Raw genomic sequence first — 23,937 nt, 5'->3', positions numbered from 1 at the left:
CAAATGTTTGATGCTTTATTAAGCAATATTTCCGCACTGCTGCACCTTGCTTGTACTGAAAGTTTGCGCTAGCCTCGCGTTACAGAGGAAGCCGAGGAGAGCGAGATGAATCGTTTCGACACGCACGAGGTTTTCAACCAGGTCGGCCCGTTTGAGAACGTCAACCTGTTCACCTGCGACAGCGCTTTGCGGGAAGCGCTGGAGCGCGAAGGCGGCGCATTCGCCATGGCCTCCTTGATGGAGTTGGGCGCGGAGCTGGGCACGTCGGCCATGCAGGAGCTGGCGCGGCAAGCCAATAGCCACCCACCTGTCCTGAACAATTTCGACCGCAACGGACGCCGCGTCGACGAGGTCGAATTCCACCCCGCCTGGCACCAGTTGATGGAAAAGCTGATCGCCGCCGGCGCCCACGCCTCGCCGTGGGAAGGCAAGCATCCGCACCACGGCGCCCAGGTGGCGCGCGCCGCGCGCTACATCCTGTTCGGCCAGGTGGAAAACGGCTCGCAATGCCCCGTCACCATGACCTACGCCAGCGTTCCGGCGCTACGCCACAGCCCGAGCCTGGCCGCGCGCTGGCTGCCGCGCATCCTGTCGCGCATGTACGATCCCAGCCCGCTGCCGATCGAGCAAAAACGCGGCGCCCTGATCGGCATGGGCATGACGGAAAAGCAGGGCGGCTCCGACCTGCGCTCCAACACCACCCGGGCCGAAGCCGTGCCGGCCAGCGAAGTGCGCGAACTGTTCGGCGCGGACAGCGAGCCGGTGTACCGCCTGACGGGCCACAAATGGTTCTTCTCCGCGCCGCAATGCGACGCCCACCTTGTGCTGGCCCAGGTCGAAACGGCGGGCCTGACCTGCTTCCTGCTGCCGCGTTTCCTGCCTGACGGTACGCGCAACCAGATACGCGTGCAGCGCCTGAAAGAAAAGCTCGGCAACAAATCCAACGCCTCCGCGGAAGTGGAATTCACCGGCGCCTACGGTTGGCAGTTGGGCGCCTTGGGACGCGGCATTCCCACCATCCTCGAAATGGGCAACCACACCCGGCTCGACTGCGTGCTCGGCTCCGCCGGCATCATGCGCGCCGCGCTGACCCAGGTGCTGCACCACGCGCGCCGCCGCAGCGCCTTCGGCAAACCGCTGTCCGAACAACCTTTGATGCAGAACGTGCTGGCCGACCTGGCGCTGGAATCGGAAGCCGCCACCGTCTTCGCCATGCGCCTGGCACGCTGCTTCGACCACCCCGACAATCCGGCCGAAGCCCTGCTGGCGCGCTTGCTGACGCCGGCCGGCAAATACTGGATCTGCAAACGCGGCCCCGGTTTCGGCGCCGAAGCGATGGAAGTGCTGGGCGGCAGCGGCTATGTGGAAGAGAGCGCGCTGGCGCGCCTGTACCGCGAATTGCCGGTCAACTCAATCTGGGAAGGATCGGGCAACGTCATGTGCCTCGACCTGCTGCGCGCCCTGAGCAAATCCAGCCAGGCGCAGGAAGTGCTGGCCGCCGAACTGGGGGAGGGCAGCCACGCCGACCCCGACTATGTGCGCTTCACCAGCCAGTTGCTGGCCGACTTGCCGAAAGCGCGCGACGACGAATTCGGCGCCCGCCTGCTGGCGGAGCGGCTGGTGCTGGCGATCCAGGCCGGATTGCTGCTGCGCCATGCGCCCGCCTTTGTCAGCTCCGCCTTCGTCGCCACGCGCCTGGGGCGCGAGCCGGGCGGTGCCTACGGAAGGTTGCCTGCCGGAACTAACTGTGAAGCCATTCTACAGCGGGCGCTGGTCGAAAATGCCTGAGGCTGGGATAATGCCGCCTACATACCGAATTCATTCTATAAATATATGAAACAAGATCCGCGCTTTCCCAACCTGTTCATCACCGACCACCCGCTGATCCAGCACAAGCTCAGCCACATGCGCGACAAATCCACGTCCACGCGCACCTTCCGCGAGCTGCTGAAAGAGATCACCCTGCTGATGGGTTACGAAATCACCCGTGACCTGCCGCTGACCACGCGCGAGATCGAAACCCCGCTGCAAACCATCCAGGCGCCAGTCATTGCCGGCCGCAAGCTGGCTGTGGTACCGATCCTGCGCGCCGGCGTGGGCATGAGCGACGGCCTGCTGAACCTGGTGCCATCGGCCCGCGTCGGCCACATCGGCGTGTTCCGCGACCCCGATACCCATCAGCCGGTGGAGTACCTGGTGCGCCTGCCCGACCTGGCCGACCGCACCTTCATCCTGTGCGACCCGATGGTCGCGACCGGCAACTCCGCCGTGCATGCGGTCGACGTGCTGAAGAAGCGCGGCGTGAGCGACGACCAGATCGTCTTCCTGGCCCTGGTGGCCGCACCGGAAGGCATTGAAGTGTTCCAGAAATCGCACCCGAACGTGAAGATCTTCTGCGCTTCGCTCGACTCGCACCTGAACGAACACGCCTACATCATCCCGGGCCTGGGCGACGCGGGCGACCGCATTTTCGGCACCAAGTAAGCCATGGCGACGCCGACCGACCCAGCATTTCAGGATCGGCTGCAAGCCCTGCGCGACAAATACGCCGCCAGCGTTCCCGAACGCATGGCGGCGATCCGCGACGGCCTGGCGCTCTGCGTCTCGGCCGGCCGCACCCCCGCCAATCTGGAACAATTGCACCACGCACTGCACAGCGTCGCCGGCTCGGCCGGCTCATTCGGCCTGCACGCCCTGGGCGACGAGTCGCGCCGCATCGAGCAACTGGTGCGCGGCGTGATGGAAGAGGGCGCAGCGTGGGACGGCATCGACACTGCCGTGCAGGCCCTGTTGCATTGGGCAGACAAAGACTTCCGCGCAACCAAGTTTGGGGCGCACGATTGATATTTATCAAACAAGATTGATAAATCTTGTCTATAGTTACACATACATGTACGAAAACTGTTGGATTAAACGTGAATTTATTTTTTAATTCGCGTGTTTTTAACAGGTATTTCGGTATAATGCGGGATCGTTTAGATTCAGGTTACTGGGTTCAAACGGTATCACGGGCGCAAGCTCATTTAACTGTAATAGGAATTGTAATGGCAACTGGTATCGTAAAATGGTTCAACGACGCTAAGGGTTTTGGTTTCATCACCCCTGACGAAGGCGGCGAAGATCTGTTTGCTCACTTCTCGGCTATCCAGAGCAACGGCTTCAAGTCGCTGCAGGAGAACCAACGCGTCTCCTTCGACGTGACCTCCGGCCCAAAAGGCAAGCAGGCGTCGAACATCCAGCCTCTGTAATCGAGACCGGATCAAACGATAAAAAATCCTCGGAATCCGAGGATTTTTTTTTGTCCCTACGCCTCTGCTGTATTAACGGCGGTGGAAGTAGCCAGGCTGCGCGTAGGTGCGGCGCAGGAAGTCGACGAAGGCGCGGATGCGCAGCGGCAAATGGCGTCGCTGGGCGAATACGGCGTAAATGTCGTTGCCGGGGGCTGAGTATTGCGCCAGCACCGGTCTCAGGCGGCCCGCTTCAATATCGGCGCCCACTTCCCACATCGAGCGCCACGCCAGGCCTTTGCCAGCCAACACCCAATCGTGCAGCACGGCGCCGTCGTTGCAACTCATATTCCCCGAAATTTTCAACGTCACATTCTTGTCGTCCTGACGGAAGGTCCAGCCGCGCTGGCTGCCTTCACTGCTGATCGTCATGCAATTGTGCCGCGCAAGATCGTCCAGCGTTTTCGGTACGCCGTGCCTTTTCAGATAGGCCGGGGTGCCGACCACCACGCGATGGTTGTCCGCCAGCTTCATGCTCACCAGGTTGGAGTCGGACAGCGAGGCGATGCGGATCGCCACGTCCACGCCTTCACCAATCAAATCAACCACGCGGTCGTTCAGGTTCAATGTCACCGACACGTCACGGTGTTCCGCTACAAAGGAAGGTATCAGCGGCGCCACGTGTTGCCGCCCAAAACCCGCCGGGGCGGAGATCATCAGGTGCCCGGTTGCGCGCGCGCTACGTTCGGCCACGGCCGCTTCCGCCGATTCAAGCTCGGCGAGGATGCGTTGGCAATCCTCAAGGAACGCCGTGCCTTCGTCCGTCAGCGCCAGCTTGCGCGTGGTACGCTGGAGCAGCTTCACGCCCAGGCGGTGTTCGAGCGCGTCAAGCCGGCGCCCAATCACCGCGGGCGCAATGCCTTCCGCGCGGGCGGCGGCGGAAAGACTGCCGCGATTGACCACCTCGACAAAGGTGGAGATTTGTTTGAATTGGTCCATGCCCGGTCATTTGTGACTAAAACGCACAGATGATATGCGTTTTAGTCTTGTTTCACTATGTTTTTAGTCAATATACTGGAAAACATCAGATCACAACACTAATCATCAAACGGAGAAAGACTATGAGCATTACCCTGCCTGCAGGCATGCAAATCACCGGTGAAATCAAGCCTGGTTTCGAGCGTGTGTTGACCCCGGAAGCCCTGGCCCTGGTGGCCAAGCTGAGCCGCCAGTTCGAGCCGCGCCGCCAGGAGTTGCTGGCCAAGCGCGTGGAGCGCGCCAAGCGCCTGGATGCCGGCGAGCGCCCGGACTTCCTGGCCGAGACCGCGCATATCCGCAACGGCGACTGGAAAATCGCGCCGATCCCGAAAGCCCTGGAATGCCGCCGCGTGGAAATCACCGGCCCGGTCGACCGCAAGATGGTGATCAATGCCCTGAACTCCGGTGCCGATTCCTACATGACCGACTTCGAGGATTCCAACTCCCCGAACTGGGACAACCAGATCTCCGGCCAGATCAATATGCAGGACGCTGTCCGCAAGACCATTGCACTGGAACAGAACGGCAAGTCGTACAAGCTGAATGAAAAGACCGCCACCCTGGTGGTGCGTCCACGCGGCTGGCACCTGGATGAGAAGCATGTGACTGTGGATGGCAAGCGTGTCTCCGGCGGCATCTTCGACTTCGCGCTGTTCATGGTGCACAACGCGAAAGAGCAGCTGGCGCGCGGCGCCGGCCCTTACTTCTACCTGCCGAAGATGGAATCGCACCTGGAAGCGCGCCTGTGGAACGACATCTTCGTCATGACCCAGAATGAACTGGGCCTGCCGCAAGGTACGATCAAGGCGACCGTGCTGATCGAAACGATCCTGGCCGCGTTCGAGATGGACGAAATCCTGTACGAACTGCGCGAGCATAGCTCCGGCCTGAACGCCGGCCGTTGGGACTACATCTTCAGCTGCATCAAGAAATTCAAGCTGGACAAGGACTTCTGCCTGGCCGACCGCGCCAAGGTCACCATGACTTCGCCGTTCATGCGCGCTTACGCGCTGCTGCTGCTGAAGACCTGCCACAAGCGCAATGCGCCGGCCATTGGCGGCATGGCGGCCCTGATCCCGATCAAGAACGATCCGGAGAAGAACGAAGTGGCGATGGGCGGCGTGCGCAACGACAAGGCGCGCGATGCGACCGATGGCTACGATGGCGGTTGGGTGGCGCACCCGGGCCTGGTGGAACTGGCGATGGGCGAGTTCAAGAAGGTGCTGGGCGACGCGCCGAACCAGATCGCCAAGCAGCGTCCGGATGTGGAAGTGACTGCGGCGGAGCTGCTGGACTTCAAGCCGGAGGCGCCGATTACCGAAGCTGGCCTGCGCTACAACATCAACGTGGGTATCCACTACCTGGGCAGCTGGCTGAATGGCAACGGCTGCGTGCCGATCCATAACCTGATGGAGGATGCGGCGACTGCGGAGATTTCGCGTTCGCAGGTGTGGCAGTGGATTCGTTCTGCCAAGGGGGTGCTGGAAGATGGCCGTAAGGTCAGCGCGGATATGGTGCGCGCGATGATTCCGGAGGAGCTGGCGAAGGTGAAGGCGACTGCGCCGGACGGTTCCACCCCGGCCTACGACCGCGCTGCCCAGATCTTTGAGGAGATGTCGACTTCGGAGGCGTTTGAGGAGTTCTTGACCTTGCCGTTGTACGAGGAAATTTAAACCCGGCGAAGCTGGGTCTGGCCCGGAGGGCCAGACCCAGTCTGCATCGCGGCCAACGGGGAGGGCGTACGTTATTGACGTTCTGCGAACGTCAAAGGCTTACCCCCTTCGTTAGCTGCAAGATCATTCAATTCAGGGTTACCGGTTTGGGCGCGTCGCCAACGGCGCCCGCCCCAAAAACTCCGCCAGCCGCGCTTCATCAATCCGATGCCCGGAAATCCTGCGCAGCAGCCCTTCGACCCGATCCGCGCCCCAAAACAGCTCCCCCTCAAACACAAAACTCGGCACCCCAAACACGCCGCCCTGGATAGCCTGTTCCGTCGCCCGCGCCAACTCCGCCTTCACCTCAGGCGAGGAAGCAGCAGCCACCAGCGCCTCCCCATCCAGCCCGCAATCCCGCGCTACGCGCGCCAGCATGCCGAAATCCTGCGCATCCTGCCCCAGTTCCCAGCAAGCCGCCATCACCGCCGTCACAAACGCAATCCGCTCCGTGCGGCCTGAAATCGCCGTCGCCATGCGCAGCATCGGCAGCGGATTAAATGGATGTCCCGGCGGCCCCATGAACGCCAGTCCCTGCGCATCCGCCTGCCGCATCACATCGCGGAAAGTCAACGCCCGCTTGGCGGGCACCTCGGCCGGCCCCACCAGCCCATGATGATTCAACATTGCCGCAAACAGCACCGGCACCATCTCCACCTGCACGCCGGCCGCCTCGATACGGGCCACCTGCTTGGTCGCCAGCCACACGAACGGGCTGATCGGATCTACGTACATGCGAACGGTTTGCATAACTCTCCTGGTCAGAAATTGTTTTTCCACTCGCGCAGAGCGGCAAAGATCTCCATCGGAGCCACATCGCCATGCAGCTTGCCCGCCGCGCGCAACTGTGCCGCGATTTCAGGCTCACGATAACGCAGGAACGGATTTGTTGCACGCTCCACGCCGATGGTGCTAGGGACTGTCGGTTCGCCACGCTCCCGGGTCGCCGTCTCCACCGTAACGCGCGCCTGCAAAGCCGTATTCGACGGCTCCACTGCGCTGGCAAAGCGCAGGTTGGACAGTGTATATTCGTGGGCGCAGAACACCTTGGTCGCCTCCGGCAGCGCCGCCAGCTTGCCCAGCGACGCCGCCATCTGCTGCGGCGTGCCCTCAAACAGGCGCCCGCAACCGCCGGCAAACAGCGTGTCGCCACAGAACACCCACGGCTCCGCACCATCCCGCACATAGGCGATGTGGCCGAGCGTATGGCCGGGCACCTCCAGAACCCGCAACGCCAGGTCCAGCCCCGTCACCCCGATCTGGTCGCCCTCGTCCAGTGGCCGGGTGACAGCCGCGATCCCATCGTGGCGCGGCCCGAAAACCGGCACCTGGAAACGCTCCAGCAGGCCAGGAACGCCGCCGATGTGGTCAGCATGGTGATGGGTGAGTAGAATGGCGGTAAGCGTCAAGCCATGTTCCTGCAAAGCAGCAAGAATTGGCCCCGCGTCACCGGGATCGACCACCGCTGCATGGCGGCCATTGTGAATCAGCCACAGGTAGTTGTCGCGGAAAGCGGGAACGGTCAGGACGGAAACAGGATTGCTCATGGGCTCAATCAAAGGGATTGCATGGATAGCGCAACATCGGACGAATCCATTATAGCGTTCGACAAATGGCTGGAAACACCGCCAGGGGCCTACGTGCGCGCCTGGGAGCAGCAATGCCTGGACAAGATGGTGGCGGATATCTTCGGCTTCAACGCGCTGCAGATCGGCATGCCCCAGATTGACGCGCTGGCCGCCAACCGCATGCCGCACCAGTGGCTGGCCGATATCCGCCTGCACCCGCGCCATTCCGGCGCTGGCCGCGCCGTTGCCCTGACGCTCGATAGCCTGGAGCTGCCATTCGCCTCCAGCAGCATGGACCTGGTGGTGTTGCCCCATGTGCTCGAATTTTCCGCCGAGCCGCACCAGGTGCTGCGCGAGGTGGAGCGCGTGCTGATACCGGAAGGGCAGGTGATCGTCTGTGGCTTCAACCCCACCAGCCTGTGGGGCTTGCGCCAGATGACCGGACGCCTGACCGGTTCGCACTACCTGCCGAGGGCAGGCGAGTTCATTTCCATGCCGCGCATTAAGGACTGGCTGAAATTGCTGAACATGGGCGTCAGCCACACCCATCTGGGCTGCTACGCCCCGGCCTGCCGCACCGAGCGCTGGCTGGCGCGCTACGGCTTCATGGACAAGGCCGGCGCCAAATACTGGCCGTACTTCGGCGGCGTGTACATGGTGCAGGCCATCAAACGTGTGAAAGGCATGCGCCTGATCGGCCCTGCCTGGAAACACAAAGCAGCCACGGCGCCCGTTGCGGTGCCGGCGGCGAACAAACATAAAGAAAGATTCGATGGATAAAGTAGAGATTTACACCGACGGCGCATGCAAGGGTAATCCCGGCACCGGCGGCTGGGGCGCCATGATGGTGGCGGGCGATGCCAAGAAGGAAATCTTTGGCGGCGAACTGAACACCACCAACAACCGCATGGAGCTGACCGCCGTGATCGAGTCGCTCAAAGCCCTCAAGCGGCCATGCGAAGTGGTGCTGCACACTGACAGCCAATACGTCCAGAAAGGCATCAGCGAATGGATCCACGGCTGGAAAGCGCGCGGCTGGAAGACCGCCGCCAAGGAACCCGTCAAGAACGCCGACCTGTGGCAGGCGCTGGACGCGGCGCAAGCCATGCACAAGGTGGACTGGCGCTGGGTGCGCGGACACAATGGCCATCCTGGCAACGAACGCGCTGACCAGCTGGCCAACCTGGGCGTGGAATCGGTCCGCAAGAAATAAGGCCTGTTATACTGCTCAGCTTGCTACAAAACCCCCATTCGCGAAGATCTATGCGTCAGATTGTCCTTGATACTGAAACTACCGGCATTAACCCGAAACAGGGTAACCGCATCATTGAAATTGGCTGCGTCGAACTATTCAACCGCAAACTGACGGGCAATAACTTCCACTGCTACATCAATCCGGACCGCGATTCGGAAGAGGGCGCGCTGGCAGTACACGGCCTGACCACCGAGTTTTTACGCGACAAGCCGCGCTTCCACCAGATCGTGGAAGAGCTGCGCGAGTACATCCGCGATGCGGAAGTCATCATCCACAACGCGCCGTTCGACCTGGGCTTCCTGAACCACGAGTTCGGCATGCTCAAACTGCCGACTTTCGATTCGCACATTAGCGGCGTGATCGACACCCTGGTGCAGGCCAAGGAAATGCGCCCGGGTAAGCGTAATTCGCTGGATGCGCTGTGCGAACACTTCGGCATCTCCAACGCCCACCGCAAGCTGCACGGCGCGCTGCTGGACGCGGAGCTGCTGGCGGACGTTTACCTGGCCATGACACGCGGCCAGAACAGCCTGGGCATGGATATCGTGATTGAGGAATCGAGCGGCGGGATCGATATCGGCGAAATCGCGCTGGCGGAGGTCATGGTGCTGCGTGCCAGCGATGCCGAGGCCGCCGCCCATGCGGAATTCCTGGACGGTCTGGACAAGGCTGTGAAGGGAACTTGTGTTTGGCGCTCGGCTAGTCTATAATAGCGCCACTTCGGGAGGTTAGCTCAGGGGTAGAGCACTGCATTCACACTGCAGGGGTCGCAAGTTCGAAACTTGCACTTCCCACCAGAATTCTTCAAAAAGGCCTGCGACTCACGTCGCAGGCCTTTTTCTTTTCATACGCGTCCAGACGGCAGCGGTTTGCAGCGGCTGCGTGACGACATGTCCTCTAGCGTCGATTCCGCCATCGAAAACTCCAGCCGCAGGATCTGCTTGCAGACGACCTTTGTCTGGGGGGAGCCTCAGGCGCGAGCGCAGGTTGGGGTAGCGCTCCAGTTTGTCGGTCATTGCTTTCAGCATCGCTTCGTATGCTGCTCCATGGCGTGCGCGTCGCGCGGCCAGTCGTTTAGTGTTCGTTCTGATCGATGGCTCCCGCTTGTCGCTGTAAGCGGCAGCGTCGATGCAGCGGCGCCAGGCAGGCTCGACAGACACGACCGCACTTCGCATACAGCCGGTAGCTAAAGGGCGCGCTTGTTGGTCGATTAATTTTCCCGTTCGTATCGTAAGCGCGCTTAGGCAGGTGCGCTGCTACGATGGCCCGACGAAAAATCAAAAACGGGCAGGGGCGATGATGGGCGATTTTGAATACCCGCGACCACAGCTGGTGCGCGACCAATGGCAGTCCCTGAATGGCGAGTGGGAGTTCGAATTCGACGACGAGCACCAGTTCAGGATGCCTACCGATCCGATCCCGTGGTCGCGCCGCATCTCGGTTCCCTTTGCACCGGAGTCCGAGGCTAGCGGCATCGCCGATACCGGCTTCCATAGCGCCTGCTGGTATCGCTGCCGCTTTACCGTCGAGCATCGCGGGGAGCGCACGCTGTTGCATTTCGGCGCCGTTGATTATCAGGCGCGCGTCTGGATCAACAACCATATGGTGGCCGAGCACGAGGGTGGCCACACGTCCTTCATGGCCGACATCACGGATGAACTGGTGGCGGGCGAACAGACCCTGGTGGTCTTTGTGGAAGATGATCCGGCCGACCTGGCCAAGCCGCGCGGCAAGCAGGACTGGCAGCGCGAGCCGCATTCGATCTGGTATCCGCGCACCACCGGCATCTGGCAGTCTGTATGGGTGGAAAACGTTGGAGCGACGTATATCCGGCGCCTGCGCTGGACGCCGATCTTCGACGGTTATGAGCTTGGCTGCGAGGTGCTGGCCGGCGGCGACGCCTGTCCCGGCCTGGCCGTGGAGGTCCGCGTGTGGCATGGCGAGAAGCTGTTGGCCGCCGACAGCTACCTGCTGGTCGGCCAGGAGGCCAACCGCAAGATCGCTTTGTCCGATCCCGGTATTGACGATTCCCGCAACGAGATCCTGTGGAGCCCGGAGCGGCCCACCTTGCTCGACGCGGAGCTGACCCTGTACAGCGGCGACCAGGTGCTGGACCGCGTGCGCTCCTACACCGCCATGCGTTCGGTCTCGATCAATCGCGACCGCTTCATGCTCAACGGCCGTCCCTACCACCTGCGCCTGGTGCTGGACCAGGGCTATTGGGTGGAGAGTCTGATGACAGCGCCCTCCGACCTGGCCTTGCGGCGCGATGTGGAACTGGCCAAGGCCATGGGCTTTAACGGTGTGCGCAAGCACCAGAAGATTGAAGACCCGCGTTACCTGTACTGGGCCGACCGCCTTGGCCTGTTGGTGTGGGAGGAAATGCCGTCTGCCTACGCCTTCAGCGCGCGCGCCATGACGCGCCTGGTGCATGAATGGTCGGAAGCGATCGAGCGCGACTACAGCCACCCCAGCCTGATCGTGTGGGTGCCCTTCAACGAATCCTGGGGCGTGCCCAACCTGACCGCCGTGCAGGCCCACCGCAACGCGGTGGAGGCGCTATACCACCTGACCCGCATGCTGGACCCAACCCGCCCGGTAATCGGGAACGATGGCTGGGAGGCGTCGGCCACAGACATCCTCGGCATCCACGACTACGACCCCGATCCGGAAAGGGTGCGCCAGCGCTACGAGGTGACCGATCCTGTGCGCACGCTGTTCGACCAGCGCCGTCCCGGTGGACGCATCCTCACGCTTGACGGTTTCCCGCACCGCGGCCAGCCGATTGTGCTGACCGAATTCGGCGGCATCGCCTTCGACCCGAATGCACCAGCCCATCACACCTGGGGCTATTCGCGCCAGAACACGGCGGAGTCCTTCCTCGACCACTACCGCGCCTTGCTCACGGTGGTGAATGAAACGGCGATGTTCAGCGGTTTTTGCTACACGCAGTTTGCCGATACCTTCCAGGAGACCAACGGGCTCCTGAACGCCGACCGCACGCCCAAAGTCCCGCTCGAACAAATCAGCGCCGCGACGCGCAATGTGCAATAGGTACGCCGTGCTGAAGCCTCCTTGCGAACCCTTCGAAACCTTCTGGCAGGTCGGCTATGAGGGTGCGGACCATGTCAACCACGCGGGCCGACCGCAGGACATGAACCTGGTCACCGGCCACCTGCGTCGCGCGCGCGAAGACTACGCGCTGCTGGCGCAGTTCGGCATCCGCACGGTGCGCGAATCAATCGGCTGGCGCCTGGTCGAGCGCGACGGTCAGTTCGATTTCTCGCCGCTGTTGCCTCGGCTGGAGGCGGCGCGCGAGCTGGGCCTGCAAAGCTGCTGGACTTTTTGCCACTATGGCTGGCCGGACGACGTGGATATTTACAGCGATGACTTCGTGCCCCGCTTTGTGCGTTTCTGCCAGGCCAGCGCGCGCTTCCTGGCGCCCTGGTTGGGCGCCGCGCCGGTGTATTCGCCGATGAACGAGTTGTCGTTCACGGCATGGGGCTTGTCGGTGCATATGTTCCGCTGCCTGAACATGTATCACGAGCAGGCCGGTGAGCTGGGTAAGCGGCAACTGGTGCGCGCTTCGATTGCCGCCATCGATGCGATCCGCGAGATTTCGCCCGCTGCGCGCTTTCTCCAGTGCGATCCGCTGATCCATGTGATCGCGCCTAAGGACCGGCCGGATTGGACGGCGCAGGCCGCCGGCTGGAGCGCATCGCAGTTCGAGGCGCTGGATATGCTGTGCGGCCGCGTGGAACCGGAGCTGGGCGGCCATCCGCGCTACCTCGACCTGGTTGGCGGCAACTACTACCACAGCAACCAGTGGGAGAGTGGCACCAATATGCGGCTTTGGTGGCACCTGGACGATCCGCGCCGGCGACCCTTGCACGACATCCTGCTGGAACTGCACCGGCGCTACGGCCGCCCGGTCTTGTTGGCGGAAACCAGTCACGTCGGCAGCGGCCGCGGCGTGTGGATTCGCGAGATGGCGGAGCAGGTGGCCATGGCGCATGAGCAGGGTGCCGAGGTGTGCGGCATTTGCCTCTATCCGGCCATCGACCGCCCCGATTGGGACAACGCCGATCACTGGCACCACAGCGGCCTGTGGGACCTGGACCGCGACGGTCCCGACCCGCTGGCCCGGGTGCTTGTTGCGCCCTACGCCAACGCCTTGCGTCAATCAATCCGCATGACCGACAAACTATGCCAAACCCGGGAGAACACCATGCAAACCTTGATCGTTTTTTGCCACCTGCGCTGGGATTTCGTGTTCCAGCGTCCGCAGCACCTGCTCACCCGCCTGGCGAAGTACTACAAGGTGGTGTTGGTCGAGGAGCCGGTGTATGAGGAGGGGGAGGCGCGCATGGTGATCTCGCGGCCGGCCCCGAACCTGACCGTTTGCCAGCCGCATACGCCGGTGCAGGCGACCGGCTTCCACGACGACCAGATCCCGCTGCTGCAACCGCTGGTGTCGGCCCTGGCGCCGCACGGCGAAGAGGTGCTGGTCTGGTTCTATACGCCGATGGCGCTGCCTTTGCTGCAGGGCTTGCGCACGTCCCTGGTGGTCTACGACTGCATGGACGAGCTGAGCGCCTTCAAGAATCCCCCCAAGCAGTTGCTGCAGCGCGAGACGGCGCTGCTAAGTATTGCGGACCTGGTGTTTACCGGCGGCCCCAGCCTGTACGAGGCGAAGCGCAGCCGCCATGCCAATGCTCACTGTTTCCCGAGCAGTGTGGATGCGGTGCATTTCGAGCAGGCGCTGGACCGCAGCAATGGCCATCCGCTGCATACCAGCATCCCGCGCCCGCGCCTTGGCTTCTTCGGCGTGATTGACGAGCGGTTCGATGCGCAGCTGATCGCCGACATCGCCGATGCGCATCCGGAATGGCAGGTGGTGCTGGTTGGCCCCATCGTCAAAATCGATCCGGCCTCGCTGCCGCAGCGGCAGAATGTCCATTATCTCGGCCAGCAGTCATACAAGGCTCTGCCGCAATTCCTGGCGGGCTGGGATGTCTGCCTGCTGCCGTTTGCGCTGAACGAGGCCACGCGCTATATCAGCCCGACCAAGGTGCTGGAATATATGGCAGCCGAGCTGCCGATTGTCAGCACGGCCATCCGCGATGTGGAGGACCCGTATGGCGCGATAGTCGCCATCGGCCATGACCATAATGAGTTCATCGCCCATTGCGAAGCGGCGCTGGCGCAGACGCCTGAGCAGAACGCCGCCATGGCGCAGGCCATGCGCGAGGTGGTGGCGCGCACCTCGTGGGATGCGACCGCAGACCGCATGCACGAATTGATCGACCGCACGCCGCCTGGCGGCAAGGCGGCGCGCCTGGCGGGGCAGGGTCAGATTGCCGACCAGGCAGCGCGCGCAGAGGTGCGGCATGCGGATGGCGGCCACGCGGCCAGCGGTGCCGGCGGTGCTGGGAGCGGCGCAGCGGGAGGCAAGGTCAATCCGCTGCGCGCCGCCACCAGCGTCCAGCGCTACGGCAGTATCGTGATAGGCGGCGGTCCGACGGGCTTGTCGGCCGCCTATCACATCGGCCCGGACAGCCTGCTGCTCGAGCGCAATTCGACCATTGGCGGCTGGTGCCGTTCGATTACAGATCGCGGCTTCACCTTCGACCACGCGGGCCATATCATGTTCTCCAATGACCCGTACGTGCTGGACCTGTACGACAAGCTGCTGGGCGATAACCAGCACTGGCAAATGCGCGAAGCCTGGATCCACAGCAAGAATGTCTATACCCGCTATCCCTTCCAGGGAGCGCTGTATGGCTTGCCGCCCGACGTGATCAAGGAGTGCATCGTGGGCGCCATCAACGCCCGCTACGGCGAGGTGCAGCCGGCGCCCGGTTGCGCCAGCACGCAGGTCGAGGATTGCTGCGCTGACGGCAGCGTGGAAGTGGCGCAAGCGAGCACCCAGGCGCGCGCGGAGCGGACCCAGAGCTTTGAGGAGTTCATTTACAAGGTCTGGGGCGAGGGGATCGCCAAGCACTTCGCCATTCCGTACAACCGCAAGCTGTGGACCGTGCCGCTGGATGAAATGGAGACGTCCTGGCTGGGTGGCCGCGTGCCCTTGCCCGACCTGGGGGAGATTGTCGATGGCGCATTGCAGCCGGTGCCGCGCCCCATGGGGCCCAACGCCCGCTTCGGCTACCCGAAGCAAGGCGGATTCCAGGCCTTGATGAACGGCTTCCTGCCGCTGATGCGCGGCAAGCTGGAACTGAACGCCGAAGTGGCGCAGGTGCTGCCCGAGGAACGGGTCGTGACCCTGGCCGACGGCCGCCGTTTTCAGTACGAGAAGCTGGTCAGCACCATGCCGCTGCCCGAGCTGATCAAGCTGATCGGGGTGGTCGCGCCCCCTGCGGTGCGGGAAGCGGCGCGCGGGTTGCGCCATATTTCGATCCGTTGCGTCAACATCGGCATTGCCCGCACGGACGTCACCGACAAGCACTGGATCTACTATCCCGAAGACAGCATCTTCCACCGCATTTTCGTGCAAGGCAATGCCAGCCCGGCTTGCAATGCGCCGGGCGGCTTTGGCTTCACCTGCGAGATTTCCTACTCGCCGTGGAAGCCCCTGCCGCTTGACGGCGATGCGCTGGTGCAGCGCTGTATCGCGGACGCGATCAAGGTCGGCTTCATGCGCGAGGATGACAAGGTGCTGGTTGCGAACCAGGTCGACATGCCGATTGCCTATGTGGTGTACGACCACCAGCGCGCGCGCAATGTGGCCACGGTGCGCGAATGGCTGGCGCAGCACGACATCCACCTGGCGGGCCGCTACAGCGAATGGGAGTACTACAACTCGGACCACGCTTTCCTGGCCGGTAAGCGCGTGGCGGAGCAGGTGGCCTGCAAGGCCAGCCGGGTCGTGCCGGGCGCGCGGTAAGCGGGGAGCAGCGCGATGGAACGCAAATGGGCGAACTATCCCAGCCTGGCGGGGAAACGGGTGCTGATCACCGGCGGCGCGACCGGGATCGGCGCCGCGCTGGTGGTGGCCTTCTTGCGCCAGCATGCGCAGGTTGCCTTTCTCGATATTGCCGCCGACGATGCGGAAGCCCTGTGCGCCCGCATGAAGGCGTCTGGACAGGGTGTGCCGCTGTTCCGCCGCTGCGACCTGACCGACCTGGGCGCGCTGGAAGCGACCATCAACGACTTCAGCGCCACAATGGGCAACATTGATGTGCTGGTGAACAACGCCGGCAACGACCAGCGGCACCAGCTTGAAACGCTTACCCCGGACGAGTGGGACCGCCTGACCGCCATCAACCAGCGCCCCATGCTGTTCGCCTGCCAGGCCGTGGTGCCGGGCATGCGCCAGCGCGGAAGCGGGGCGATCGTCAACATGGGCTCCATCAGCTGGCATATCAAGAGCGGCGGCTATCCCGCCTATGCCATGGCCAAAGCGGCTGCCACCGGCCTGACGCGGGGCCTGGCGCGCGACCTGGGGCGCGATGGCATCCGCATCAATACGGTGGTGCCGGGCTGGGTCATGACGGAACGCCAGCTGGCCCTGTGGGTGGATGCGGCGGCGGAGGAGGATATCCGGCGCAACCAGTGCCTGCAGGCCGCGCTGATGCCGGCCGATGTGGCGGCCATGGTGCTGTTCCTGGCGGCGGACGATGGCGCCATGTGTACGGGACAGGAATTTATCGTCGACGCGGGGTGGTCATGAAAATCACGCAGCTCAGTACCTACCGGGTGTCGCCGCGCTGGATGTTCCTCAAGATTGATACCGATGAGGGCATCAGCGGCTGGGGCGAACCGGTGATCGAGGGCCGCGCCCGTACGGTGGAGGCCGCCGTGCATGAACTGGGCGAGCTGCTGATCGGCCAGGACCCGGCGCGCATCAACGACCTGTGGCAGGCCATGTACCGGGGCGGCTTCTATCGCGGCGGCGCGGTGTTCATGAGCGCCCTGGCCGGCATCGACCAGGCGCTATGGGATATCAAAGGCAAGGCCCTGGGCGTACCGGTGTACCAGTTGCTGGGGGGCCTGGTGCGCGACCGGATGAAGATCTACAGCTGGGTGGGCGGCGACCGCCCGGCCGACATCGTGGCCGGCATCCAGACCTTGCAGGCACTGGGGCTGAACACCTTCAAAATGAACGGGACCGAGGAGCTGGCAATGCTGGACAGCGCGAAAGCGGTGGATGCCGCCGTGGCGCGGATCGCCGGGCTGCGCTCGGTGTTCGGCTACGACATTGAATTCGGCATCGACTTCCATGGCCGCGTGGCCTGGCCCATGGCCAAACCGCTGCTGCGCGAGCTGGAGCCGTACCGGCCCCTATTTGTGGAGGAGCCGGTGCTGGCCGAGCAGTCGGATTACTACCGCCGCCTGTCCGACATGACCAGCATTCCGCTGGCTGCCGGTGAGCGCATGTACTCGCGCTTTGAGTTCAAACGCGTGCTGGAGCAGGGCGGCTTGGCGGTGTTGCAGCCCGACCTGTCGCATGCGGGGGGGATCAGCGAATGCCTGCGTATCGCCGCCATGGCGGAAGCCTATGACGTGGCGCTGGCGCCGCATTGCCCGCTTGGCCCGGTGGCGCTGGCCGCCTGCCTGCAGGTCGATTTCGTTTCCTACAACGCTGTGCTGCAGGAGCAGAGCATGGGCATCCATTACAACCAGGGCGCGGAGCTGCTGGACTACGTGCATAACGCCGCCGACTTCCGCATGGAAGGCGGCTACATCGAACCGCTGCCGCTGCCTGGGCTGGGCGTGGACATCAACGAAGAACGGGTCATCGAAGCAAGCCGCAGCGCGCCGGACTGGCGCAACCCGCTGTGGCGGCATGCCGATGGCAGCGTGGCGGAGTGGTAGCACAGGCACGCCTGCTGGGGATCGACTGGGGCACCAGCAACCGGCGCGCCTACCTGGTCGGTGCCGATGGCCGCTGCTTGCAACAGCATCAGGACGGCCAGGGCGCGCTGGCGGTACGCGGACGCTTCGCCGAATCGCTGCAGGAGCTGCGCGCCGAACTCGGCGTGGAGTCCGGTGTGCCGGTCGTCATGTCCGGCATGGTGGGCAGCGCCCTGGGCTGGCTGGAGGTCGCGTATCTCGACCACAGCGTGCCCCTGGCGCGGCTGCCGGAAACCCTGGTGCCGGTGGCGGCAGCGCCGGCCTGCTTTATTGTCCCCGGCTACTGCTATCGCGAGCACGGCAGCGTCGATGTCATGCGCGGCGAGGAAACCCAGTTATACGGCGCGCTGGAACTGCGCCATGGCGACGGCCTGTACCTGCTGCCGGGCACCCATAGCAAATGGGTCGAGCTGGAGGGCGGCGTCATCAAGCGCCTGACCACGTTCATCACAGGCGAGCTGTTTGCGGCATTGCGTTCCGCCGGAACGTTGGCGCCCCTGATGGATGATACCGAGGACGCGCACGCGCTGCAGGCGGGCGCCGAACGCGCGCAGCGCGCTGGCGCCTTGTCGCATACGCTGTTTGAGGCGCGCGCCCGCGTCGTGTCGGGCGAAGCGGCGCCGTCCTCCACGCGTTCCTACGTGAGTGGCCTCCTGATCGGCACGGAATTCGCGGCGCGGCGCAAGGCCGCCGGCCAGCAGCCCTTGCTGCGCCTGATCGCTGCCCGCGGGCTGGAGGCGCCCTACCTGCAAGTGGCCCAGATGCTTGGCTACTCCACCCAATTGATCGACCCGGACCAGGCCTTTTGCGCCGCGCTGGGGCGATTCCTGAAGGTCCTGCCATCATGAATATTGACGACTACCAGCCACCATTAGTGGCAATCCTGCGCGGCTTGTCACCGGCAGAAGCGCCGGCGGTGGCCGCCGCCTTGTTCGCCAGCGGCTTTCGCATCCTGGAGGTGCCTTTGAACCGTCCCGGGGCATTGGAATGCATCGGGATTATCAATGGCATCAAACCGCCCGGCGCCCTGGTCGGCGGCGGCACTGTGCTGTCCAGGCAGGACGTGGAAGCCGTGTTCGGCCAGGGCGGGCGCATACTTATCGCGCCCAACTTCAATCCGGACGTGGTCGGCCTGGCCAAATCGATGGGGATGCTGGCCGTGCCGGGTGTCGCCACCCCGACCGAGGCCCTGGCGGCGCTCGCGGCGGGCGCGGATGCGGTGAAGTGGTTTCCGGCTGAGGCGCTGGGTCCGACGGGCTTGCGCAGCGTGAAGACTATCCTGCCATCCACGGCGCGCGTGTGGCCGGTGGGCGGCATCGGCGCCGGCAACCTGGGGGACTGGCGGCGCGCCGGTGCGGACGGCTTCGGCATCGGCGGGCGGCTGTATGAGCCGGGTTTGCCGATGGCCGAACTGGAAGGGCGGGCGAAGGAAATCCTGGCGGCCTGGCACGCATCATGAAGCCCTCGGTCGCCGAACGCTCTTTCGGCGCCCTGGCGGACGGCACGCCGGTGTTGGAGTACACACTGGACAACGGGGCGGGGATGCAGTTGCAGGTGCTGGACTACGGCTGCATCATCCGGCGCTGGTGCCTGACCGCTGGCGGCACCGACCTCGTGCTGGGCTACGACACGCTGCGCGAGTATGAGTGCGACCGGGCGTATATGGGCGCCCTGGTGGGACGCTTTGCCAACCGCATTAACGGCGGCCACTTTTACCTGGACGGCAAGGCCTTCCAGCTTGACCAGAACGAAGGGAAGCACCACCTGCATGGCGGTAAGGCCGGGTTCCACAAGCAGCACTGGCAGGGGCGCGCCAGCGCCGAGCAGCACCTGGCGCGCGTCAGCCTGTTCCGGCTCAGCCCCGACGGGGAAGCGGGCTACCCCGGCAACCTGTTGGTGCTGGTGACGTATGAGCTGCTGGCGTCCGGCGCGCTGCGCTGCATCTACCAAGCGGTGGCGGACCAGGCCACCATTGCCAGCATCAGCCAGCACAGCTACTTCAACCTGGCTGGCGCGGGCGATGTGCTGGGGCACCTGCTGTGCATCGACGCCGAGCACTACCTGCCGGTGGGACCGGACCTGATACCGACGGGGGAGCGGGCGCCGGTGGCGGATGGGCCGTTTGACTTGCGCCTGCAACGCCGGATCAGCGAAGGGCTGTGCGCGGCGCATCCGCAGTTGGCGCTGGCCGGCGGCTACGACCATAATTTTGTGCTGAACGGGATGCCGGGACCGCACGCCAGCCTGGCGGATCCGGCCTCCGGGCGGTGCATGGAAATCTACACCGACAGCCCTGGCATGCAGTTCTACAGCGGGAACTACCTGGACGGCTCGTTATCGGGGCAGGGACGCGTATTCGGCCAGTACGCTGGACTTTGCCTGGAGCCGCAGCAGTTCCCGGATGCACCCAACCACGCGGGATTCCCCGCCCTGGTTTGCCGGCCGGGCGTGCCTTGCTGTATGTCGGCGCTGTACGCATTAGACAACTGGAGGTAGCCGTGGACTTGATCGTTGATGCGCAAAACGTGCTGGGTGAGTGCGCCGTATGGTGCGACCGCACGCAGCGCTTGTGGTGGACCGATATCCTCGGGCGCAAGCTGTGGAACTTCACGCCGGCCAGCGGGGCCAGCGACCAGTGGGACATGCCCGAACGGCTGGCATCCTTCGCCCTCACTGCGGTTGACGGGCGCCTGTTGCTGGGACTGGAAAGCCGCCTGGCCTGGTTCAGCCTGGCCGATGGCGAGGTCACGACCATCGTCGAGGTCGAGGCGGACGTCCACGGCACGCGCCTGAACGATGGCCGCTGCGACCGGGAAGGCCGTTTTGTTTTCGGCACCATGAACGAGGCGGTCGGCCGCGCGCCGATCGGCCGCTTCTACCGGCTGGCGCATGACCTGCAGCTGGAATGCCTGCCACTGCAGCCGGTGGCAATCGCCAACAGCATTTGCTTTAGTCCGGACGGCGGGACGATGTACTTCTGCGATTCGCTGGGCGGCGCGATCTCCTGCTGCGACTACGGCGACCAGCTTACCGGGCAACGCGAGTTCGCGCGCCTGCCGCCGGGCGGCGGCGAGCCCGATGGCTCGCTGGTGGATGCCGACGGCCACCTCTGGAACGCCGAGTGGGGCGCCGGCCGGATCGTGCGCTACCGGCCGGATGGCAGTGTCGAACGCGTCATCGCGGTCCCCGTCAGCCAACCCACCTGTCCCGCCTTCGGCGGCGCGCTCCTTAACCAGCTGTTCGTCACCAGCGCGCTGGTGGACCTGTTGGTGCCGGAGCGCTATGCCGGCGGGGTATTCTCCGTCACCATCACGGACACCGTTGGTTTGCCGGAAGTGCGCTTTGGACATAGAAATGAATAGCCATAGTTAAATTGGTATTTAATTGGTGTTAAAGTGAGCTTTTTTATAAGTGTGAAAGCTCATTATGGTGATTGGGAAGTTTGTCGCGGCCTGCGCCTGCGCCCTGGCGCTGGCGGCTCCGGCTTGCGCGGCGCCGGGCAAGGTATGGCCGATTGCCGGCGTGGAGCCGGACCTGGAGGATTTCAGCGATCTAAAACCGCTGGCACAAGCCATCGGCAATGCGCGTGTGGTGGCGCTGGGTGAGCAAACCCATGGCGGCCGCGAAGAGTACCTGCTGAAGGCTCGCGTGCTCAAATTTCTGCACCAGGAAATGGGTTTCGATGTGCTCTTGCTGGAGAGCGGCTTTTACGATATCGCCCGCCTGGCGCAGCGCGTGGAGCAGGGTGAAAAACTGGATGATGTCGCGCCCGGCAATGTCTTCTTCATGTACGCCAGGACGGCGGAGGGGCGCGGCATGCTGCAGTATTTCGACCGTCAGCGCGCCGCCGGGAAGCCCTTGGCGCTGGGCGGCATCGATGCCCAGCATACGGGTGAGTTGAGCAGGACCGAACTGCTCCCGCGCTTGCGCAGCCACTTGCTGCAGGCGGCGCCGGCGCTGGCCAATGGAGCCGGCTGGGAGCACTACGCGGGCCTGGCGCAGCCGCTGCTGGAAATGCGGCGCACGCCGCCCGCAGCGCCGCAGCAGGCAGCTTTCAGCCAGCATTCCGGCGCCTTGAAAGATGCCCTGTGCAAGACCGAGGCCGCGCCCGTCGCGTACTCGGGCAATGCCTTCTGGTGCCAGGTGGTGAAGAGTGTAGAGGCGCAGGCGGCCAGCTACTGGAGCGCGGACCACGATTACCAGCGCGATAACCAGATGGGTGACAACGCGATCTGGCTGGCCGAGCGCATGTACCCGGGCCGCAAAGTGGTGATCTGGGCGCACACCGTGCATGTGGCGCGCGGCTTTCAGCGCACGCCGCGCAACTTGCAGGCGGGAGAGGTCATGCACCGCCGCTGGGGGCCGGACTACAAGGTCGTCCAGTTCAGCGGCGCCGGCGGCGAGATCCTCGACTTCGCGACGATGAAGCCCTTGCCTTTGCCGGCCATTCCCGCCGACAGCCTGGAAGCGACGCTCGCCAAAGAGAAATACGAGGTGCTGGGCCTCAGCCCCGGCGCACCGGTCTTGCAACCGCAGTTCAGCTATGAGTACCTGGTGCAGCCGGGCGCGGAGCTTGGCGTGAACTGGGATGTGCTGCTCTTCATCCGCAAGATCACGCCGGTGCGCATGGCGCGGTAGGGGATACGGGCGCGTTTACTGGCGCTGGATCGTGCGCGAGTACTCGACGTTGAACTTGCGCAGCGTATCCGGCGGGAAGGCGCGGGTCTCCCTCAGTGCGTCGGCCACCACGTCATCAAAATTCGGGTCGCGTGATGGCTTGAGCTTTTTCAGGTGGATCACGCGGCCCGCGTCGTTCAGCTCCACTTCGTAGCCCACTTTGAGCACGCCGTCTTCAATAGCGGCGCCGGGGACGTAGAAGATCTCATCCTGCACGGCCTGCAATTGCGCTTTCGTGGCGCGTTTGCCTTGCGGCGCCTCGGACCTGGTGAGCTCCGTGCCATAGCGTAGGCGGAAGGCGGTTGCCGTACCACGCTCGAAGGGGCCGAATCCCTTGATTGCCTTCCGCACCGCCTCATCGTAGCCGGTGTTGCCGGAGGAGGTGATGAGTTGCGTGCCGAGGAAATTGCCGCCGCTATCGATATAGACTTCGTACTCCACCGCGTATTTGCCGACAGGCGCATTGGCAGGCCACTTGTAACGGATGCTGGCGCCGATCTGGTCGATGTGCTCTTTGCTTGGCGGCTTTTCGGCCTGGGCGCTGTTGTACACACGCGGCGCCTGGCTGTCGCGGGCGAAGCGTTCCGCATGCTTATCTTCGTCGATGCTGTTGAAGCAGGCGCGCAGCACCATAAAGAGGATAATGAACAGCGGCCATAGCGTGGCGGGCTTGGCCCAACTGGACTTCTTCTCGGGCTCCGGCTGCCATTCGGGCTCTGAGCGCTCCATCGGGACTGCGCTGCCGGGCCCGTTGCGCTCAACTTCCGCGTTGGCTGCCTCGCCCCAGGCTTCCAGGATCTGCCGGTCGATGATGACGGCGAGCCAGGTGTAGAAGCGGCTGGCCATTTGGTAAAACGACATCAGGTCATTGCGGCCAGCGCCCGACGGGTCGGGCGTGGCCCGCATGAAATTGATCAACTGCTTGAAGGTGGAGACGGTCGCCGGCGGCAGTGACTCGTAGACCTTCCACTCGTCGATGGCCCGGTTCACCATGCCGCCGGCTTCGCCAAATTTCAGGATGCGGTTGCGGTCGCGCTCCCATTCGAAGATGTCGTTGGCGACTACGAACAACGTTTCGTGGCCCGGCTTCCAGCCCGAGGCGAGCAGATGGACGATGCGCGCTTCGAAAATGGCGCGCGCGGTCAGGTTCAGCAGGCGGTCATCGTCCAGGCTGCGCTGGAGCACGGTCTTCCAGAGCGTGCGGTGGCGCGTGTCGTTGCGCTGTACCAGCATTTCTGTACTGGCCAGGAATTTCTGGAAGGCCTGGTCGGCCAACTGATAGGGGTCTTCCTGCGCCATCAGCAGGGACGGCGCCGGGTCTGGTTCGGGCGCGGGCACCGGTACGCGCGCTGGCGCGGGCGCCGGCGGCGCTTCCTCGGCCGCCTGCTGCGCAGCTTCGAACTGCATATGGGCATGCCAGTTCAACGCGGTCTCATAGGCCTCGCGCAGCTCCTGAAAACCGGCCGGGTCGGCTTCCTGGTCGATCTTTTTCAGTTCGCGCGAATAGGCGCGGCGGATATCTTTGGCATCGACGTCCGGGCGCAGACCGAGTCGGATGAGGAAGGGAAAACTGTCTCGCATGTAACTGT

General features: G+C 63.8%; 21 protein-coding genes and 1 tRNA gene. 18 read left to right on the top strand and 4 right to left on the bottom strand.

All coding sequences use genetic code 11. From position 1 onward, the window contains the following. The first annotated feature begins 105 nt into the window (after positions 1 to 105). The 4 genes from GTP41_RS16700 (at position 106) to GTP41_RS16685 (ending at position 3,248) form a co-directional block, all read left to right on the top strand. On the top strand, positions 106 to 1,788 hold the full coding sequence (locus GTP41_RS16700; RefSeq protein WP_161026706.1) for an isovaleryl-CoA dehydrogenase: 1,683 nt from the start codon (positions 106 to 108) through the stop codon (positions 1,786 to 1,788). Between the two features lie 45 nt (positions 1,789 to 1,833). Further along, the gene (gene upp, locus GTP41_RS16695; RefSeq protein WP_161026705.1) at positions 1,834 to 2,484 is read left to right on the top strand and encodes a uracil phosphoribosyltransferase; all 651 of its coding nucleotides are present in this window, start codon (positions 1,834 to 1,836) and stop codon (positions 2,482 to 2,484) included. A 3-nt stretch (positions 2,485 to 2,487) separates the two neighbouring features. After that, positions 2,488 to 2,844, top strand: a complete 357-nt coding sequence (locus GTP41_RS16690) for an Hpt domain-containing protein (protein WP_161026704.1) — start codon at positions 2,488 to 2,490, stop codon at positions 2,842 to 2,844. Between the two features lie 200 nt (positions 2,845 to 3,044). After that, positions 3,045 to 3,248 (top strand): cold-shock protein, encoded by a 204-nt coding sequence (locus GTP41_RS16685; protein WP_028102570.1) that lies wholly within the window; start codon positions 3,045 to 3,047, stop codon positions 3,246 to 3,248. Positions 3,249 to 3,320: 72 nt separating this feature from the next. On the opposite strand, the gene GTP41_RS16680 is transcribed toward GTP41_RS16685, so the two are convergent. After that, positions 3,321 to 4,226 (bottom strand): LysR family transcriptional regulator, encoded by a 906-nt coding sequence (locus GTP41_RS16680; protein ID WP_161026703.1) that lies wholly within the window; start codon positions 4,224 to 4,226, stop codon positions 3,321 to 3,323. Positions 4,227 to 4,348: 122 nt separating this feature from the next. On the opposite strand from GTP41_RS16680, the gene aceB reads away from it, so the two are divergent. After that, complete coding sequence (gene aceB / locus GTP41_RS16675; protein WP_161026702.1) at positions 4,349 to 5,938, top strand: malate synthase A; 1,590 nt, start codon at positions 4,349 to 4,351, stop codon at positions 5,936 to 5,938. 138 nt (positions 5,939 to 6,076) lie between these two features. On the opposite strand, the gene GTP41_RS16670 is transcribed toward aceB, so the two are convergent. Together GTP41_RS16670 and gloB are read right to left on the bottom strand one after the other, a co-directional pair. Further along, positions 6,077 to 6,727 (bottom strand): 2-hydroxychromene-2-carboxylate isomerase, encoded by a 651-nt coding sequence (locus GTP41_RS16670; RefSeq protein ID WP_161026701.1) that lies wholly within the window; start codon positions 6,725 to 6,727, stop codon positions 6,077 to 6,079. 11 nt (positions 6,728 to 6,738) lie between these two features. Further along, entirely contained in the window at positions 6,739 to 7,524 is a 786-nt protein-coding gene (gloB, locus tag GTP41_RS16665) for a hydroxyacylglutathione hydrolase (protein WP_161026700.1), read from the bottom strand. Between the two features lie 21 nt (positions 7,525 to 7,545). Here gloB and GTP41_RS16660 point away from each other — a divergent pair, with 21 nt between their 5' ends. The 13 genes from GTP41_RS16660 (at position 7,546) to GTP41_RS16600 (ending at position 22,309) form a co-directional block, all read left to right on the top strand. Next, entirely contained in the window at positions 7,546 to 8,325 is a 780-nt protein-coding gene (locus tag GTP41_RS16660; protein WP_161026699.1) for a class I SAM-dependent methyltransferase, read from the top strand. Then, positions 8,318 to 8,758, top strand: a complete 441-nt coding sequence (rnhA, locus tag GTP41_RS16655) for a ribonuclease HI (protein ID WP_161026698.1) — start codon at positions 8,318 to 8,320, stop codon at positions 8,756 to 8,758. The genes GTP41_RS16660 and rnhA overlap by 8 nt, the downstream gene beginning before the upstream one ends. Before the next feature lie 50 nt (positions 8,759 to 8,808). Then, complete coding sequence (dnaQ, locus tag GTP41_RS16650; RefSeq protein ID WP_161026697.1) at positions 8,809 to 9,510, top strand: DNA polymerase III subunit epsilon; 702 nt, start codon at positions 8,809 to 8,811, stop codon at positions 9,508 to 9,510. A 12-nt stretch (positions 9,511 to 9,522) separates the two neighbouring features. Continuing rightward, positions 9,523 to 9,597: transfer RNA gene (locus GTP41_RS16645), tRNA-Val, on the top strand. A gap of 499 nt (positions 9,598 to 10,096) precedes the next feature. Further along, complete coding sequence (locus tag GTP41_RS16640) at positions 10,097 to 11,854, top strand: glycoside hydrolase family 2 protein (RefSeq protein ID WP_308700858.1); 1,758 nt, start codon at positions 10,097 to 10,099, stop codon at positions 11,852 to 11,854. A 7-nt stretch (positions 11,855 to 11,861) separates the two neighbouring features. Beyond that, the gene (locus GTP41_RS16635; RefSeq protein ID WP_371867366.1) at positions 11,862 to 15,701 is read left to right on the top strand and encodes an NAD(P)-binding protein; all 3,840 of its coding nucleotides are present in this window, start codon (positions 11,862 to 11,864) and stop codon (positions 15,699 to 15,701) included. 15 nt (positions 15,702 to 15,716) lie between these two features. Continuing rightward, the gene (locus GTP41_RS16630; protein WP_161026695.1) at positions 15,717 to 16,487 is read left to right on the top strand and encodes an SDR family NAD(P)-dependent oxidoreductase; all 771 of its coding nucleotides are present in this window, start codon (positions 15,717 to 15,719) and stop codon (positions 16,485 to 16,487) included. Beyond that, positions 16,484 to 17,632: a galactonate dehydratase gene (dgoD, locus tag GTP41_RS16625; RefSeq protein ID WP_161026694.1), complete on the top strand. Its 1,149-nt coding sequence runs from the start codon at positions 16,484 to 16,486 to the stop codon at positions 17,630 to 17,632. The genes GTP41_RS16630 and dgoD overlap by 4 nt, the downstream gene beginning before the upstream one ends. Then, positions 17,626 to 18,519, top strand: a complete 894-nt coding sequence (locus GTP41_RS16620) for a 2-dehydro-3-deoxygalactonokinase (RefSeq protein ID WP_161026693.1) — start codon at positions 17,626 to 17,628, stop codon at positions 18,517 to 18,519. The genes dgoD and GTP41_RS16620 overlap by 7 nt, the downstream gene beginning before the upstream one ends. After that, on the top strand, positions 18,516 to 19,130 hold the full coding sequence (locus GTP41_RS16615; protein WP_161026692.1) for a 2-dehydro-3-deoxy-6-phosphogalactonate aldolase: 615 nt from the start codon (positions 18,516 to 18,518) through the stop codon (positions 19,128 to 19,130). Before GTP41_RS16620 ends, GTP41_RS16615 begins: the two co-directional genes overlap by 4 nt. After that, positions 19,127 to 20,167: an aldose epimerase family protein gene (locus GTP41_RS16610; protein ID WP_161026691.1), complete on the top strand. Its 1,041-nt coding sequence runs from the start codon at positions 19,127 to 19,129 to the stop codon at positions 20,165 to 20,167. Before GTP41_RS16615 ends, GTP41_RS16610 begins: the two co-directional genes overlap by 4 nt. A gap of 2 nt (positions 20,168 to 20,169) precedes the next feature. Beyond that, positions 20,170 to 21,033, top strand: a complete 864-nt coding sequence (locus tag GTP41_RS16605) for an SMP-30/gluconolactonase/LRE family protein (protein ID WP_371867365.1) — start codon at positions 20,170 to 20,172, stop codon at positions 21,031 to 21,033. A 64-nt stretch (positions 21,034 to 21,097) separates the two neighbouring features. Then, positions 21,098 to 22,309, top strand: coding sequence for an erythromycin esterase family protein (locus GTP41_RS16600; RefSeq protein WP_161026690.1), 1,212 nt, complete (start codon positions 21,098 to 21,100; stop codon positions 22,307 to 22,309). Positions 22,310 to 22,324: 15 nt separating this feature from the next. Here the strand turns inward: GTP41_RS16600 and GTP41_RS16595 are convergent, their stop codons facing one another. After that, positions 22,325 to 23,929 carry a TonB C-terminal domain-containing protein gene (locus GTP41_RS16595; RefSeq protein ID WP_161026689.1) on the bottom strand — a complete coding sequence of 535 codons (1,605 nt, stop codon included), beginning with the start codon at positions 23,927 to 23,929 and terminating at the stop codon, positions 22,325 to 22,327. Positions 23,930 to 23,937: the final 8 nt, after the last annotated feature.

This window comes from Pseudoduganella guangdongensis (assembly GCF_009857475.1).
In the GTDB taxonomy this organism is placed as follows: Bacteria; Pseudomonadota; Gammaproteobacteria; order Burkholderiales; family Burkholderiaceae_D; genus Rugamonas; species Rugamonas guangdongensis.
Note: the sequence above shows the minus strand (reverse complement) of the source record. Positions and strands in the feature narration are given on the sequence as shown.